A 15344-nucleotide genomic window follows, 5' to 3' on the forward strand; every position below is an offset into this window, starting at 1 on the left:
CCCCCCACTGCGATGAAGCAGTTGACCCGATCGGACGAGACGTTTCTGGTAGCCATCCACTGCCTGGGAGACGACGCGTTCAGTACCTCCATTCTCGATGAACTCAAGCGCCGTGTCGGCAAAAAGGTGACCGTCGGCAGCCTGTGGGTGTCCCTGGACTCGCTTGCGGACCGGGGCTACCTGAGAAAGAATCCCCGGCCGGGTGCATCGGTCGGTCGGCCGCGCGTCTACTATGCGCTCACCCCGAAAGGACGCAGGGCGCTGATTCGTGCGCGCGAGAACCACGAGCAGCTGTGGGCGGACGTGCCCGCGCTTCGCTAGCGGCGAACCCCCTCATTGTCTACTTGTTGAACACTCATGGCCATTCTTCTGGCATACAGTGGCGGTCTCGACACCTCCTTTTGCGTTCCGTTCCTGAAGGAGGAGTACGGGGAGCCCGTCATCACCATCACGGTCAATACCGGCGGAGTAGATCCGGCCGAAGCAGAGGCGATTGAGGCGCGATCCCTGGAACTGGGCGCAGAGCGTCACATCCTCCTGGATGGACGCAGCCGCCTCTTTGAGGACCACCTGAAATACCTCGTGATGGGCAACGTGCTTCGCGGCAACGTCTACCCGCTGTGTGTGGGGCCGGAGCGCGTGGTGCAGGCACGTTTGATCGTCGAGGAAGCGGACAAACTGGGTGCGCGAGCCGTGGCGCATGGCTCGACCGGCGCCGGCAACGATCAGGTGCGATTTGATGTGGCGTTGCGCATTCTGGCGGGAGACCTGGAGGTGATCACACCCATTCGGGAGCGCGGACTCTCGCGCGCCGACACGACGGCGTACCTCAAGGAGCGAGGCTTCGACGTGCCCGCCTCCATCACCACCTACAGCATCAATGCCGGACTCTGGGGCACCACCATCGGAGGCCGGGAGACCCTGGACAGCCGCGAGCCCGTTCCGGATGAGGCGTACCCGGCTACGGTTTCGCCCGCCGAAGCCCCGGATCAAGCGAGGGCGATGGCGTTGACATTTGAGGCCGGCGTCCCCGTTGCCGTGGACGGCGAGTCCATGGATCCGGTGACGCTTATCGAATGGCTCAACCGCGAGGCCGGCGCGCACGGCATCGGCCGGGCCATTCACGTGGGCGATACGATCCTCGGCATCAAGGGCCGCGTCGCGTTTGAAGCGCCCGCCCCTGCCGTGCTCATCACGGCCCATCGCGAACTGGAGAAGGTTGTTCTATCCAAGTGGCAGCAGTTCCAGAAGTCACAGTTGGCGGACTTCTACGGCATGCTGCTGCATGAAGGGCAATACTTCGATCCGGTCATGCGTGACATTGAGGCCTTCCTGGAGTCATCGCAGGTCCCCGTAAGCGGCACTGTACAGGTCCGTCTGCACAAAGGTCGCATTGACGTGCTGGGCTGCGAGAGTCCGCACTCGATGTTCGACGCCAACGTGGCCACCTACGGCGAAACCAACGAGCTCTGGGATGGCAGGGATGCGCGCGGCTTCGCCCGCATCGCCGCCGTGCACGCGTTGCTGGCCCGCACAGCCAGGGAGGACGCGTGATGCGCGCCGGCGTGCTTCACGGAGCAGGGTACACGGGACGGGAGCTCATCCGCCTGATCCGTCGCCACCCACGCCTGGAACTGGCCCTGGTGACCAGCCGCACGTTTGCCGGTCAGCCCGTGTGGAACGTGCATCCCGATCTGAGAGAGGGAGCATTTTCGGTGCTGCGCGGAGTCGACCCGGCCGCGAGGCTGACGTTCACATCGCCCGACCCGACCGCAGCCGCACAGATGGACGTGCTGTTCGTCGCCGCCGAGCACGGGCAGGGCGCCGTCACGTGCAAGGCTGTGCTGGATGCCGGCTTTGAAGGCTACATCATCGATTTGAGTGCGGATTTCCGGCTTCCGGAAGCAGCTGATTACAAGGCGCGCTACGAGCGCGAGCACCCGGCCCCGGAACTGGCGGGCTCATTTGTGTACGGCATGGCGGATCTCGCCGCGCCGTACGCCGAGGGAACGCGCCGCGTAGCCAATCCGGGCTGTTTTGCCACCGGCCTCACGCTGGCGCTTGCTCCGCTGGCACCGCTGAAGGCGCACGTCACGGCACTCACGGGCGCGTCCGGATCCGGAGCACGCCCCAAGCCGACGACCCATTTTCCCGATCGCGAGGGCAACGTGCGCGCCTACAAGGTGTTGTGCCACCAGCATATGGCCGAGGTCATGGAAGTGGTTGGCGCCTCATCCGAGGTGGATTTCATTCCTGTATCCGGACCATGGACTCGTGGCATCTGGGGCACTGCGCATGTTGAGACCTCAGCCGACGTAGACGCCGCGTTCCGCAAAGCCTTTGAAGGTAGACCGCTCGTCAGACTGTGGCCCGATCAACTACCCGAGCTGCGCTGGTCGGTCGGCACGCCCTATTGTGACATAGGGTGGGTGCGCAAGGACGATGCGCTGGTCGTTGGATTTGCGCTCGACAACCTGCTGAAGGGCGCCGCCTCCCAAGCGGTGCACAACTTCAATCTCATTTCCGGCCTGGACGAGACGGAGGGACTGGTGTGAAGAGGCAGGAGGTCATCGCCCAGGAAGAGCAGTATCAGCTGCGCACGTACCGGAAAAAGGCGGTGGCCCCGGTGCGAGGCGAGGGCTGTTACCTGTGGGAGGAGGACGGAACGCGGTACATCGACCTGTACGGGGGCCACTGCGTGGTGCTTCTGGGGCACAGTCACGCCGGCGTGCGCGAAGCCCTGCACCGCCAACTCGACCACATCACCTTCTACTCCAACGCGGTCTACAGCGAGACGCGTGCCCGCGCCGCAAAGGCGCTGGCCGATTTCGCTCCCGGAGGCCTGGGCAACGTGTTCTTCTGCAGCACCGGCACCGAAGCCAACGAAACGGCCCTCAAGATTGCCCGGAAGGCTACCGGCAAACCCGTCGTTGTTGCCATGGAGGGCGGATTCCACGGGCGCACGCTCGGCAGCCTGTCGGTCACCCACGGCAAGTACCGCCAACCGTACGCGGACATAGCGGCGCCGACCGAGTTCGTGCCCTTTGCCAACGCCGGGGCGGTGCGGGACCTCCTGAGGACACGCGATGACGTTGCCGCCGTCATTCTGGAGCCGATACAATCCATGGCCGGCGTTGCCACGGCACCACCCGCTTACTTCCGGTCCCTGCGCGACACCTGTTCGGAGTTCGGCGTTCAGCTGATCTTCGACGAGATCCAGACCGGCGTCGGGCGAACCGGCACGTTTTCGATTTCGGAGCGCTACGGGATCACACCGGATCTGATCACGCTGGCCAAGAGTCTCGGCAACGGCGTGCCCGTCGGTGCGGTCCTTGTGAACGATGCGCTTGCAGCCACTGTGCAGTATGGCGATCAGGGCACGACCTTTGGCGGCGGCATGCTGGCGATGGCTGCGGTCGAAGCGACACTGACCGCCCTGCGCAAAGAGAATGTCATGGCCAAGGCCACCGCCTTCGAGTCCGCCGTACGTCACCGGATCGGTCCCATCGTGCGTCAGATCCGGGGTGCGGGCTGTCTTCTTGGTCTGGACCTCGGCATGCCGGCCGCGGGCGTGATCGCCCACCTGCACGAGCAGAAGATCATTGTCGGAGGGTCAAACCATGCGAATGTGATGCGCCTGATGCCTCCGGCACTCACACCGCTATCCGTCGTGGAGATCTTCGCAGTGGCGCTGGAGAAAGCACTGGCGGAGGCCCCGAATCCGGCATGACCCACCTGTTGGATTGGCATCTCGAGTCCGGGTCCGCGTGGCAGACCTGCATCGAAGAAGCGCGCCGATTTGCGGAAGACCGGACCTACAAGGCCGGAGTGGCCGCAGGGCGTTCGCTGGGTCTGCTCTTTTTCAACCCCTCGCTGCGCACCCGAACCTCGATGGAGGTAGCCGCCGCGAGACTCGGTGCGCACAGCAGCATAATCGTGCCGGGCCAGGGCACCTGGGGCTTTGCATGGCAGGATGGCACCCGGATGGACGGAAGCGAAGCCGAGCACATCCGGGAGGCTGCGGGCGTGCTGTCGCAGTATTTCGATGCGATCGGCGTGCGGCTATTTGCCGGGATGACCGACCGGGCGGCCGACCGCGAAGAACACCATCTGAGACGATTCCTGGACGCGGCGCAGGTGCCGGTGGTGAACCTGGAGTCTGCGTACTGGCATCCCTGCCAGGCGCTGGCCGACGCAGCTTGCATGCACGAACGGTTTGGCGGCGATCCCGCCGGGAAACGATTTCTGCTGACCTGGGCCTACCACCCCAAGGCACTGCCTACCGCGGTGCCCAACTCGGCCTTGCTGAATGCTGCCCGGCTGGGCATGCGCGTCACCGTGGCCAGGCCGCCGGGATTCGAACTGGACCCGGAGGTCATGGCGCTCGCGCGGCGGCACGCCACGGTCGAAGAAACGGACGACCTCTCTGCCGCAATGGACGGCGCGCATGTCGTCTACGCGAAGGCCTGGTCCGGAACCGCGATCTACACCGACCCGGAGCGTGAAGCCGCGCAGCGGGGCGCACTCCAGGATTGGCGGATTTCTGCCGCGCACATGGCCGCCACGGAGAACGGTGCATTCATGCACTGCCTGCCGGTGCGACGCAATGTGGTCGTGGACGATGCGGTGCTCGACGGCCCGCAGGCGCTTCACCTCCGACAGGCCGCATACCGGCTGTTCGCACAACAGGCCATTCTGTGCCGGGCCTGGGACCTGTGAGTGCGCTGACGGTCATCAAGATCGGCGGCGGTGTGGTCGTCGCCCAGGACGCGCTCTGGCAGGTGGTCAGGGCCCGGGCGGGCGGCACAGTGCTGGTGCACGGCGGCGGACCGCAGGCCACTGCCATGGCGCGCCGACTTGGTCATGATCCCGTCATTGTGCAGGGTCGTCGCGTCACCTCGGATCTGGACCTGGACATCGTGCGATGGACCATGCGGGGTGAGATCAACCTGTCGCTTGTCGCGGGTGCCCGCCGACACGGCCTGCCTGCCGTGGGCATTTCCGGCGCCGACGGCGCCACGCTGCAGGTCACGCGCCGGCCGCCCTGGGAAATCGACGGCCAGACGGTGGATTTCGGATGGGTGGGCGATGTGCAGGGGGTTGACCCGTCCTTGCTGCAGACCCTGATCTCCTCGGGCTATCTGCCCGTTGTAGCTCCCATCGGAATAGACGCCGAGGGGCAGGTCTACAATGTCAATGCGGACACCGTCTCCGTGGCGATCGCGGGCGCGCTGGCAGCCACGGAGTTGCTGCTGGTCACCGAGACCGGCGGACTGCTGGATGATGCCGGAAAGCCGGTAGAACGATGCGACCGCACGCTCTTTCAGGCGGGCCTGGACCAGGGCTGGATTCAGGGCGGCATGCGGGTCAAGGTGCAACTGGCTCTCGAAGCGCTGGAGGCAGGCGTATCCCGGGTGCGCATTGTGGGCCCGGGCCTGACCGGCGGAACAGTGGTGCAGACATGACGGCCACCGAGATTCTGCGCACGCTCGCGAGCATCAGGAGTCTGTCGGGCGATGAGGCCGCGGCTGCCGATGCGCTGCAGGCCATCCTGGCGGGCGGCGGCGTCGAAGTGCACCGCTTTGAAAACAATGTCTGGTGCAGTGTAGGCCGAGGCGAGGACGTGCTGCTGCTGAACAGCCACCTGGACGTGGTACCCCCATCCGACAACCACCCGTTTCCACCCTTTCAGCCCACTGAGAAGGACGGATGGCTGTATGGCCGGGGCACGGTGGACGCCAAGGGGTCGGTCTCGGCCATGGCGGCGACCCTGCTGGCGCTTCAGCGTGACGGGTATGACCGGGGCCGCGTGGTCGGTGCGTTCACCGCCTGCGAAGAGACCGGCTGGCCATACAACGGACTTCAGCAGACCAGGCCACACCTGCCTCCGCTGAGCGCCGCGATCGTCGGTGAGCCTACCGATCTGCAGCCGTGCATCGCCCAGAAAGGACTGCTGATTCTGCGCCTCGACGCGCGAGGTCGCAGTGCGCACGCCGCCAGACCGCACCTGGGGGACAACGCCGTGCTGCGTGCGGCACGGGACCTCCTCAAAATCGAAGCCCTCAAGCCCGAGCGTGTGCATCCGCTGCTCGGTCCCGTGACCATCACGCCGACAGTGATCGAAGGCGGAACCGTGCGCAATCTGATCCCGGAGCTGTGCTCCTTCTATCTGGACGTGCGCTCCACGCCCTCCTATACGCACGATGAGTTGGCGCAGCTGGTCCGTGACGCGGTCGATAGCGACGTCGTCGTGCATTCCGAGCGCATGATTGCCGTCGGCACCCCCGAGAACGCGCGTGTTACCAAAGCAGCCGTTGCCGGGAGCGGCGGAACCCCATTTGGATCGCCCACAGCAAGCGACTGGATCTTCCTTTCCGATATTCCCGTGGTGAAGATGGGTCCGGGCTCCAGCAACCTCAGTCACACCGCGGACGAGCGCATCCGCATCGACGAGCTGGAGCGGGCCGTGACCGTGTATCGCGAGACGATCGAACATTACTTCGCATGAAGCCGATCTGGAACAAGGACGGGACGGGCGCGGAGGACTGGGTTACCCGGTTCACGGTGGGGGAGGACCACCTCTGGGATACCGTGCTGTTGCCGTACGATCTCACTGCATCAGAGGCCCACGCGTGGGGCCTGGCGCAGATCGGCGTGCTTGGTCTGGAGGAGCTTGTGTCGATCCAGCAGGCCTTCCAGACGCTTCGGGAAGAGCACGCCGCCGGAACGCTGCAGGTCACCCGGGAGGACGAGGACTGTCACACGGTAATCGAGCGCCGTCTGACGGAGATGGTGGGCGATCCCGGCCGCAAAATCCACACAGGCCGCTCCCGCAATGACCAGGTGCTGGCAGCCCTGCGGTTGTACCTGCGGGACCAGGCCGAAGCGGCAGGACACGGTGTGCGTGCGATGGCTCTGGCGCTCTGCGACCTGGCTGACCGCCATCCCGACACGTTCCTGCCGGGCTACACCCATCTTCAGCGGGCCATGCCGTCCACAGTCGCGCTCTGGGCGCTCGGCTTCGCCGAGCTCGCAGCCGGGGACCTGGAACTGCTGGGGCAGTCCCGCGCGCAGATCAATTCCTCCCCGCTGGGCAGCGCGGCCGGCTATGGTGTGCCCGCACTGGACCTGCCGCGAGAGGCAGTGGCCGCGCGGCTGGGCTTCGAGCGCGTGCAGACGCACGTCACGTCCGTGCAACTGTCGCGCGGAAAGGCCGAGGCGGCGCTGGTGCATGCCCTGCTGCAGACCACATCGACCATCAACCGCCTGGCCTCGGATCTGGTGCTCTACAACACCAGCGAATTCGGCTTCGTGACGCTTCCCCGGGAGTACACAACGGGGAGTTCGATCATGCCACAGAAGCGCAATCCGGACGTGCTGGAGCTGGCGCGGGCCAGCTACCACCGGGTTGCTGCCGAATTCAGCCTTCTGACCACGCTGCCGGCAAATCTTTCGTCCGGCTACCATCGCGATCTGCAACTGACCAAGGAAGCCGTGATGCGCGCCGTTCGGGTCACGGGCGATGTGCTCATCGCCATGAACGCCGTCCTGCCTGGTGTGCGGTTCAATCCGGAGGCGACCCGCGCGGCGGACGATCCGGCCCTGCACGCCACCACCGCCGCGCTGAATCGTGTCCGGGACGGTCAGGCTTTTCGAGACGCGTACCGCGACGTGGCCGGTGACCGGGAGGCGTGGACGCAAGCGATGCATGCTTCGACCGGGTATGTAACGCCGGGCACGCCCGGGCAGGAGGATGCCGACGCGGTCCGCCGTCTCATAGGTGAACGGGGAAGCTGGTTGTGAGGATCGTCTGGTTGCTCGCTGCCGTGGGTCTGCTTGGATGCCGGCCCGACTTCGATGTCGTCATCGAGGGCGGCCAGGTCGTAGACGGCACCGGAGCGCCCGCGTTCGAGGGAGATGTCGGAGTGCGGGACGGTCGCATCGCTCAGATCGGCGACCTCTCGACGTTCGAGGCCGCACACCGTATCGACGCCTTCGGGCTGGTCGTGAGCCCCGGTTTTGTCGATGTGCATTCACACGCGGCGCCGGGTCTCGAAACGTCGGAACTGGCGGCGGCAGTGCCGCTGTTGGCCCAGGGCATCACCACGATCATGGCGAACCCGGACGGCGGTGGCGCGGTCGATCTGGAGGCCCAACGGGCGCGACTGGAAGCGGTGACTCCGGGGGTGCACGTGGGATTGCTCGTGCCTCACGGCTCGGTACGCCGGGAAGTAATGGGCATGGAGGACCGGCATGCCACGCCGGAGGAACTGATCGCGATGCGTGCCCTGGTGCAGGCCGGCAAGGAAGCTGGCGCGTTCGGCCTGTCCAGCGGACTCTTCTACACCCCGGGCAGCTTTGCCGCTCTCTCCGAGGTCATCGAACTGGCGACGGTGTTCGGGGCGGACGGCGTGTACGCGAGCCACATACGGGACGAATCCAACTATTCGATTGGCCTCGAGGCGGCCGTGGACGAGGTCATTCAGGTGGCGAGGGGCGCAGGGACCACCGGCATTGTCACGCACCTGAAGGCCCTCGGCCCGCCGGTCTGGGGCTACTCGGAGCGGGTGATCGACCGGATCGAAGCGGCCCGGGCGGATGGCGTCGACATCTGGGCGGATCAGTACCCCTACGAGGCATCGGCGACCGGATTGACTGCGCTCGTGTCGAGACCCCTGCTGGCGGGCGGTCGCGACTCGCTGCTGTCGAGACTGGACTGGATGAGCCTGCTCATGCGATACGACATCGAAGGCAACCTGGCCCGCCGCGGTGGGGCCGAGCGCATCCAGTTTCGGCGGTTCGTGCCGGACCCTTCCATCGAAGGGCGTACGCTCGCTGACGTGGCGCGTGAACGCGGCGTGGATGCCATCGAAGCGACGATGCAGCTGCTGCGCCAAGGCAACGCCGGCATCGTGTCATTCAACATGACCGACGCCGACGTCGAGCGCTTCATGAAACGCCCGTGGGTAATGACCAGCTCAGACGGCGGCCTGGTGGCGATGGGAGAGGGAGTGCCCCACCCGCGCAACTACGGCAGTTTCCCGCGAAAGCTGTCGTTGTACGTGCGCGAGCGCGGGGTGCTGACCCTGGAACAGGCCGTGCGATCGATGAGCGGCCTGCCGGCGGAAGTGATGAAGTTGCGTGGGCGTGGCACGATCGCGCAGGGCAACTGGGCGGATATCGTGGTGTTCGACGCGGCCACCATCACCGACAAGGCCACCTTCACCGACCCCCACCAGTTGTCGGTAGGCGTGCAGTACGTGCTGCTGGAAGGCCGACTGGCCCTGGCAGATGGGGAAGTGACTGCGGATCGGCTCGGCCGGGTGCTTCGGCGCTAGGCGCCTGGGTTCTGCCGCGGCAGGGCGTTGCGGCGCCGGCGCCGGCGCGTCCTTGTGGGCGCGGCGTAGCGGGCACCGCGGCGCCCGTGCCGCCAGCGCGCCCGGCCGGTGCCGGCGCGTCCCTGTGAGCACCGCCGCGCCCGCACCGCCAGCGCGACGATCTGCCGGTGCAGCGGCGCCCGGCAAATGGGGCGGGTCCATTCGGCTCGGGGCAGCCGCCGCGCGGGCCCGGATATGGAATCGCGCGTGTCTTTTCCACTCGGCGCCAGCGCTGGGCCGACCGGATATGGAATTGGGCGGCACTTTTACACTCGGCACCGGCGCTGGGCGGGACGCATATGGAATCGGGCGGGTGTTTTACACTCAAGTCCGCTGCCGCGGCTGCCGGTGCCGGGCCCATCGCCGGCGGTGAATCGGGCCGGTCCATCGCGTCTAGGGCACAGCCGCGCGCGAGATATGGAATCGGCGAGGTCCTTTACACTCGCCGCCGCTGCCACGCGTGCCGGAAACGGAATCGAGCGCACCTTTTGCACCCAGAGCCGCCGCCGCGCCGGCCACATGTGGAATCGGCCGAGACAATTCCACTCTGCTTCGCCGCGACCACGCCCCGTGCCGGCCCCCGCGTCCGTGCCGCCGCCCGCTCCGGCCCTCCCGCGTCCGCGCCCCCGCCGCGCCCCGCGCCGGACCGCGCCCCGTGCCGGCCCTCGCGCCCGCCGCCCGCCCCGCCCCCGCGCCGCGATGCCCTTGCGGCCGGCCCGCAATGTTGGTTTATTGTGAAGCATCCCACCATGTCTCTGCGATGAACAGGAAAATGAAGCGGCAGCTGCTTATTGCTGCCGGCATTCTGATAGGATTTGTGGCCGTGATGAGCCTCATCAGCCAGCTCGGCTGACTCCGTTCTCCTTACGGATTTCGGACGGCGCCTCCCGAACCGGGCGGCCGCCGGCACGTTGGATTTGGCGCGTCGGGAAGGACCGGCGCAGCCCAACTGCCAGCCGCTCCGATGAAGTTCTTTATTGATACCGCCGACCTCGACGAAATCCGGGAGGCCCAGCAGATGGGCGTGCTCGACGGTGTGACCACCAATCCTTCCCTGATGAAGAAGGTGGGTGGCGTCGACTTCCACCAGCACATCGTCAAGATCTGTGACATCGTGGATGGGGACGTTTCCGCCGAGGTCACGGCGGTCGACTACGACGGCATCATGCGTGAGGGCCGTGAACTGGCTGCGCTCCACCCGCAGGTGGTCGTCAAGGTGCCGCTGATCGCGGAGGGCATCAAGGCCATCAAGTCGTTCACCGAGGAGGGCATCAAGACCAATTGCACACTCTGCTTCAGTCCCACGCAGGCGCTGATTGCGGCAAAGGCGGGCGCCACCTACATCAGCCCCTTCATCGGCCGGCTCGACGACATCTCCACCAACGGGATGGAGTTGATCGAGCAGATCGTACACATCTACGCAAACTACGGGTACGAGACGGAGGTGCTTGCGGCATCCATCCGCCACCCCATGCACGTCGTGGACGCAGCGCTCGCCGGCGCCGATGTCGCCACCATTCCGTTCGGAGTGATCGGCAAACTGCTCAAGCATCCGCTCACGGACATCGGACTGGAACGCTTCCTGGCAGACTGGAAGCAGTTTGAGGCTTCGGCTGCCGTTGGTTCGAACGGCGCCGGCTGAGCATGCCGGAACCCTACCTGGTTTGCCTTGGAAAAACCGACGAGATAGGCGCCAGCTGTCACTATCTCCACATCGAGGGCACAGGCATCCTACTGGACGCCGGCGCAGACCCTGAGCAGGAGGGTGAAGACAGCATACCGGAACTGGCTCTGGTGAGGGACCGGCCGGACGCGTGGGTGGACCATGTGATGATTTCCCACGCTCACCACGACCACCTCGGATCCTTGCCGGTGGTGATTCGCACGTTCCCGCATGTGCTGGTTCACATGACCCGGGCCACCCGCGATCTGGCCAACGTCTTGCTGCCGTCTTCTGCCCGGCTCCAGGTGAAGCGGTTGAGAGAAGGGTCGTCCTCTGCGGCGCCTCTCTTCGATGTCGATGAACTGGAGGCGTTCGAATACCTCTATCTCACTCATCACCTCGAGATCCCGTTTGACCTCACCGGCATCCGCGGCGCCCGTCGGGTGACGGGAAGATTGTGGGACGCCGGGCATGTGCTCGGCGCAGCCGGTCTGGAGCTGGAGATCCAGGGAGAACCCACCCGCCGCATCTTCTACACCAGCGACACATCGCTCCGGCCCCAGGCCATTCTGCCCGGTGGCAGTTATCCCGAAGGTCCCATCGACACCCTGATCCTGGAGTCCACCCTGGGCGCCGATCCGGACGCGGAGACGACCACCCGCAAGACCGAAGAGCGTCGCTTTGGCGAGGCGGTCAAGGAAACACTCGATCGAGGGGGCACGGTGCTGGTGCCAGTCTTTGCGCTGGGTCGCGGGCAGGAGGTCCTGGCAATGATCGACCGGTTCAAGCGGCGCGGTCTCATCGATGAGGATACTCCGGTCTATTCGGCAGGCCTCATGCGAGCGATTTCCGATGTGTATGACAAGACGCGGTTCAGTACCCCACGTCTGAACAACGATTTCGAGGTCTACGGTGTCGAACAGAAGCGCCTTCCGCGCAGCCAGGCCGGCCTGACTCGGGCCATCCAGGAGCCCGGCATTCTCGTCGTGGGCAGCGGCATGATGTTCGAGCGAACCATCTCCAACAAGATTGCACAGGAGATGGTGGAGAACGAAAAGAACGCCATCCTGCTGGTAGGCTACGCTAGGGAGGACTCGCCGGCCCACCGCCTCATGGAGGCCGAGGGGCACGAGCCCGAGGTGATTCTGGACGAGCATCGCGGCCCCCAGACGTTGCGCTGTAGCGTCGGTCGCTTCCGATTCAGCGGTCACAGCCACCGACGCGATCTGTTGGACCTCGTCGAGCGCCTCGACCCGAAGCGGGTCATCCTGGTGCACGGTGACGAGCAGGCCCGCGAGTGGATGGCGGATAACATTCGCTACTTCAATCCGGCCATCGACGTGGTCACCCCCGCGCACGGTGAAGAGGTGGCGCTGCTGCCCGAGTAGGCGACCCGCGGGGCAACTTTCGCCAGACTTCTGCACGGGCTTGCCCCCCGAAGTCGGGCGCACCATTTTCCGTCATGGGCCTGTCGCGCGAACGGATTCTTGAACTCGGCAACCTGCTGCGCGGCCGGTTGGAGGGTGAACTCAGGCTGGACGCCTTGACGCGGGCCCTCTATGCCACGGATGCTTCCATGTATGAGGTCGTGCCCGTCGGTGCGCTCATCCCCAGGTCTATTGACGATGTGGAAGCGGCCGTCAAAACGGCCAGTGATCTGGGCATCCCGATCCTGCCCCGCGGGGGTGGTTCATCACTCGCGGGTCAGACGGTGAACGATGCGCTGGTCATCGATTTCTCGCCCTACCTGCATCGCCTGGTCGAGTTCGACGAGGAAGCGGGCCGGGTCACTGTTGAGCCGGGTGTTACACTCGCGGTGCTCAATCTCTTCCTGGCAGGGCAAGGCTGGATGGTAGGTCCGGATCCGGCCTCTGCATCGCGCGCCACCATCGGCGGGATGGTCGGCAACAACTCCACCGGCACGCACTCCATTCTGTACGGCAATATGATCCGCCACGTGCACGGGGCGCGGGTCGTGTTGGCAGATGGATCCGTCACGCAATTGGATCCAGACTGGTGGTCCAGCTCGACGAGTGCCGGCCTGGAGGGCGAAATCCGCAGCCGGCTCGCCGAGATGGCCGGAACCCACGAAAAGGCCATCCGCGCCGATCTGCCGCCGCACTGGCGCCGGTGCAACGGGTATCGGCTGGAAGAGCTGCTGGAGTCGCGACCCAACCCGGCGCGACTCCTGTGCGGATCCGAGGGCACCTTGGCCACCCTGACCGAGGTGACGATCGATCTCGTGCGCAAACCGGCGCAAACCGCCGTCGGCGCAGTGCATTTCGACACCCGGCGCGAGGCGCTTCAGGCTACAACGGCGATCCTCGAGACCCGCCCATCGGCCGTGGAGCTGCTTGATGGGGCAGCGATTCGTCGTTGCCAGTCGCTGCCTGAATTTGCGCAGCGCATGACGTTTGTGGAGGGCACGCCCGGCGCTGTGCTGATGACGGAGTACTTCGGTGACTCCGGGGCGGAAGTGGCCGATGGGCTGGATCGCCTCGAGAAGCGGCTGCCCGGTATTCGCGTGGTCCGCCTGGAGGACCCCCGGCGCATTGCCGCCGCCTGGTCGGTGCGCAAGGAAGCACTCGGCCTGATCATGGGGGTCAAGGGGGATCACAAACCCGTCGCTTTCATCGAGGACGCGGCGGTGCCGGTCGAGCACCTGGCCGATTACATCGAAGAATTGGAGGGCTTGCTGAAGGCATCAGACACGCCTGCCGTGATGTACGCGCACGCGTCTGGCGGCTGCCTCCACGTTCGGCCCTTCATCAACACAAAGGATGCGGCCGAAGTCCAAAAGATGCGTGACCTGGCCGCGGGTTCAGCGGAGCTCGTGACCAACTACGGCGGTTGGGTGTCTTCCGAGCATGGGGACGGCCTGGCCCGGAGTTGGCTCAACCCCGGGGTCCTGGGTCCTGAGCTCTATGACGTGTGTCGTGAGGTAAAGCGAGCATTCGACCCGGAAGGCATCATGAACCCCCGGCGGGTGGTGGATGCGCCCGCCATGACGGAAAACCTGCGCCTCGGTCCCGACTACGACCCACTACCGGTCGTATCCATCATGCCGTTTGCGGAAGACGGCGGATTTGTCTCCGCTGTCGAGCAGTGCAACGGAAACGGTGCCTGCCGCAAGCTGGGCGAGGGCACGATGTGTCCCAGCTTCATGGCCACCCGCCAGGAAATCGACTCCACGCGCGGGCGAGCGAATGTGCTGCGGATGGCGCTGAACGGCCGGGTCGAGGGGCTGGGAGATGCGCACATCTACGATGCGCTGGAGCTGTGTCTGCAGTGCAAGGCCTGCAAGCGGGAGTGCCCATCGGCCGTGGACATGGCCCGCATGAAAACCGAATGGCTGGAAGGGTACTGGCGCCGCAACGGCACCCCGCTCAAGGCGCGGGCCTTCGCGGAGCTACCGACGTTGGCGCGCATGGCGTCCGGTCCCATGTCGGGCGTGGTGAACCGGCTGGCGCGGGCGCCCATCGGCGAACTGGCGCAGAAAGCGCTGAATATCGACCAGGATCGCCCGCTGCCGACGTTCGCACGCCACCCGTTCGCCCGGCGAGGGGGATCCGTGGGCGAAATCAGCGATCCTGCCGAAACCGTCGCATTGTTCGTAGACACGTTCAGCAATTTCCAGCACCCCGAGGTCCCGCAGGCGGCTACCCAGGTGCTCGAGGCTGCCGGATTCACGGTCATCCCGGTGGGAGATGTGTGCTGCGGCCGTACGCTCCTGTCGAAAGGGTTCGTGACCAAGGCCCAGCGTCGGGCGCTGCGGGTGGTGGAGCGTCTCTTCCCGTTTGTGCAGCGGGGCGTGCCGGTGGTGGGTCTGGAGCCTTCCTGCATTCTGACACTCAACGACGAGTATCGGGAGCTCCTCGCCGGCGACCCGCGCACCGACGCGGTCGGCAAGGCCGCGCTCGAGTTCGAACAGTTCCTGCTAGTGCACCAGGAGCGCTTCCGGAAGCTCTCCTGGAAGTCAGCGCCGGACGTGCTGGTCCACGGGCACTGTCATCAGAAGGCACTCGGCACGTTTCCGGACGCGGCCTCATGCTACAACGTCTGTGGAACGGAGGCCCGGGTGATCGATGCCGGCTGCTGCGGGATGGCCGGCTCTTTCGGCTATGAGTTTGGCGAGGTGTCGCGGGCGATTGCCGAGGACAGGCTCATGCCTGCGGTGCGGGCCGCGCCAGAGGAGACGGTGGTCGCCGCGGCAGGCACGAGCTGTAGGGCGCAGATCGCGGACCTCACCGGACGCCGGGCCCTGCATCCGGCCCAGGTCTTGGCCCAGCAACTATCACGCTGAC

Annotated in this window: 12 protein-coding genes; all 12 read left to right on the plus strand. The window is 65.8% G+C overall.

Going from position 1 to position 15344, the window contains the following annotated elements:
• Positions 1-12: 12 nt before the first annotated feature.
• A complete protein-coding gene (locus JJ896_06940; GenBank protein ID MBO6779373.1) occupies positions 13-321 on the plus strand; it encodes a helix-turn-helix transcriptional regulator in 309 nt (102 codons plus the stop codon).
• A gap of 36 nt (positions 322-357) precedes the next feature.
• Positions 358-1554, plus strand: a complete 1197-nt coding sequence (locus JJ896_06945) for an argininosuccinate synthase (protein MBO6779374.1) — start codon at positions 358-360, stop codon at positions 1552-1554.
• On the plus strand, positions 1554-2555 hold the full coding sequence (gene argC / locus JJ896_06950) for an N-acetyl-gamma-glutamyl-phosphate reductase (protein ID MBO6779375.1): 1002 nt from the start codon (positions 1554-1556) through the stop codon (positions 2553-2555). Before JJ896_06945 ends, argC begins: the two co-directional genes overlap by 1 nt.
• Positions 2552-3730 carry an aspartate aminotransferase family protein gene (locus JJ896_06955; protein ID MBO6779376.1) on the plus strand — a complete coding sequence of 393 codons (1179 nt, stop codon included), beginning with the start codon at positions 2552-2554 and terminating at the stop codon, positions 3728-3730. Before argC ends, JJ896_06955 begins: the two co-directional genes overlap by 4 nt.
• A complete protein-coding gene (locus JJ896_06960; protein ID MBO6779377.1) occupies positions 3727-4719 on the plus strand; it encodes an N-acetylornithine carbamoyltransferase in 993 nt (330 codons plus the stop codon). The genes JJ896_06955 and JJ896_06960 overlap by 4 nt, the downstream gene beginning before the upstream one ends.
• The gene (argB, locus tag JJ896_06965; protein ID MBO6779378.1) at positions 4698-5465 is read left to right on the plus strand and encodes an acetylglutamate kinase; all 768 of its coding nucleotides are present in this window, start codon (positions 4698-4700) and stop codon (positions 5463-5465) included. Before JJ896_06960 ends, argB begins: the two co-directional genes overlap by 22 nt.
• Positions 5462-6508, plus strand: coding sequence for a M20/M25/M40 family metallo-hydrolase (locus JJ896_06970; GenBank protein ID MBO6779379.1), 1047 nt, complete (start codon positions 5462-5464; stop codon positions 6506-6508). The genes argB and JJ896_06970 overlap by 4 nt, the downstream gene beginning before the upstream one ends.
• Complete coding sequence (gene argH, locus JJ896_06975) at positions 6505-7803, plus strand: argininosuccinate lyase (GenBank protein ID MBO6779380.1); 1299 nt, start codon at positions 6505-6507, stop codon at positions 7801-7803. The genes JJ896_06970 and argH overlap by 4 nt, the downstream gene beginning before the upstream one ends.
• Complete coding sequence (locus JJ896_06980) at positions 7800-9338, plus strand: D-aminoacylase (protein MBO6779381.1); 1539 nt, start codon at positions 7800-7802, stop codon at positions 9336-9338. Before argH ends, JJ896_06980 begins: the two co-directional genes overlap by 4 nt.
• A gap of 1003 nt (positions 9339-10341) precedes the next feature.
• Positions 10342-11019: a fructose-6-phosphate aldolase gene (gene fsa, locus JJ896_06985; protein MBO6779382.1), complete on the plus strand. Its 678-nt coding sequence runs from the start codon at positions 10342-10344 to the stop codon at positions 11017-11019.
• Between the two features lie 2 nt (positions 11020-11021).
• Complete coding sequence (locus tag JJ896_06990; GenBank protein MBO6779383.1) at positions 11022-12428, plus strand: MBL fold metallo-hydrolase; 1407 nt, start codon at positions 11022-11024, stop codon at positions 12426-12428.
• A gap of 74 nt (positions 12429-12502) precedes the next feature.
• The gene (locus JJ896_06995; protein MBO6779384.1) at positions 12503-15343 is read left to right on the plus strand and encodes an FAD-binding protein; all 2841 of its coding nucleotides are present in this window, start codon (positions 12503-12505) and stop codon (positions 15341-15343) included.
• Position 15344 lies beyond the last annotated feature (1 nt).

The sequence above is a fragment of the Rhodothermales bacterium genome (assembly GCA_017643395.1).
In the GTDB taxonomy this organism is placed as follows: domain Bacteria; phylum Bacteroidota; class Rhodothermia; order Rhodothermales; family UBA10348; genus JABDJZ01.

Coding starts and splice junctions, on each gene's coding strand:
- JJ896_06940 (MBO6779373.1), top strand. CDS start 13: ATGAAGCAGTTGACCCGATCGGACGAGACGTTTCTGGTAGCCATCCAC.
- JJ896_06945 (MBO6779374.1), top strand. CDS start 358: ATGGCCATTCTTCTGGCATACAGTGGCGGTCTCGACACCTCCTTTTGC.
- argC (MBO6779375.1), top strand. CDS start 1,554: ATGCGCGCCGGCGTGCTTCACGGAGCAGGGTACACGGGACGGGAGCTC.
- JJ896_06960 (MBO6779377.1), top strand. CDS start 3,727: ATGACCCACCTGTTGGATTGGCATCTCGAGTCCGGGTCCGCGTGGCAG.
- JJ896_06970 (MBO6779379.1), top strand. CDS start 5,462: ATGACGGCCACCGAGATTCTGCGCACGCTCGCGAGCATCAGGAGTCTG.
- argH (MBO6779380.1), top strand. CDS start 6,505: ATGAAGCCGATCTGGAACAAGGACGGGACGGGCGCGGAGGACTGGGTT.
- fsa (MBO6779382.1), top strand. CDS start 10,342: ATGAAGTTCTTTATTGATACCGCCGACCTCGACGAAATCCGGGAGGCC.
- JJ896_06990 (MBO6779383.1), top strand. CDS start 11,022: ATGCCGGAACCCTACCTGGTTTGCCTTGGAAAAACCGACGAGATAGGC.
- JJ896_06995 (MBO6779384.1), top strand. CDS start 12,503: ATGGGCCTGTCGCGCGAACGGATTCTTGAACTCGGCAACCTGCTGCGC.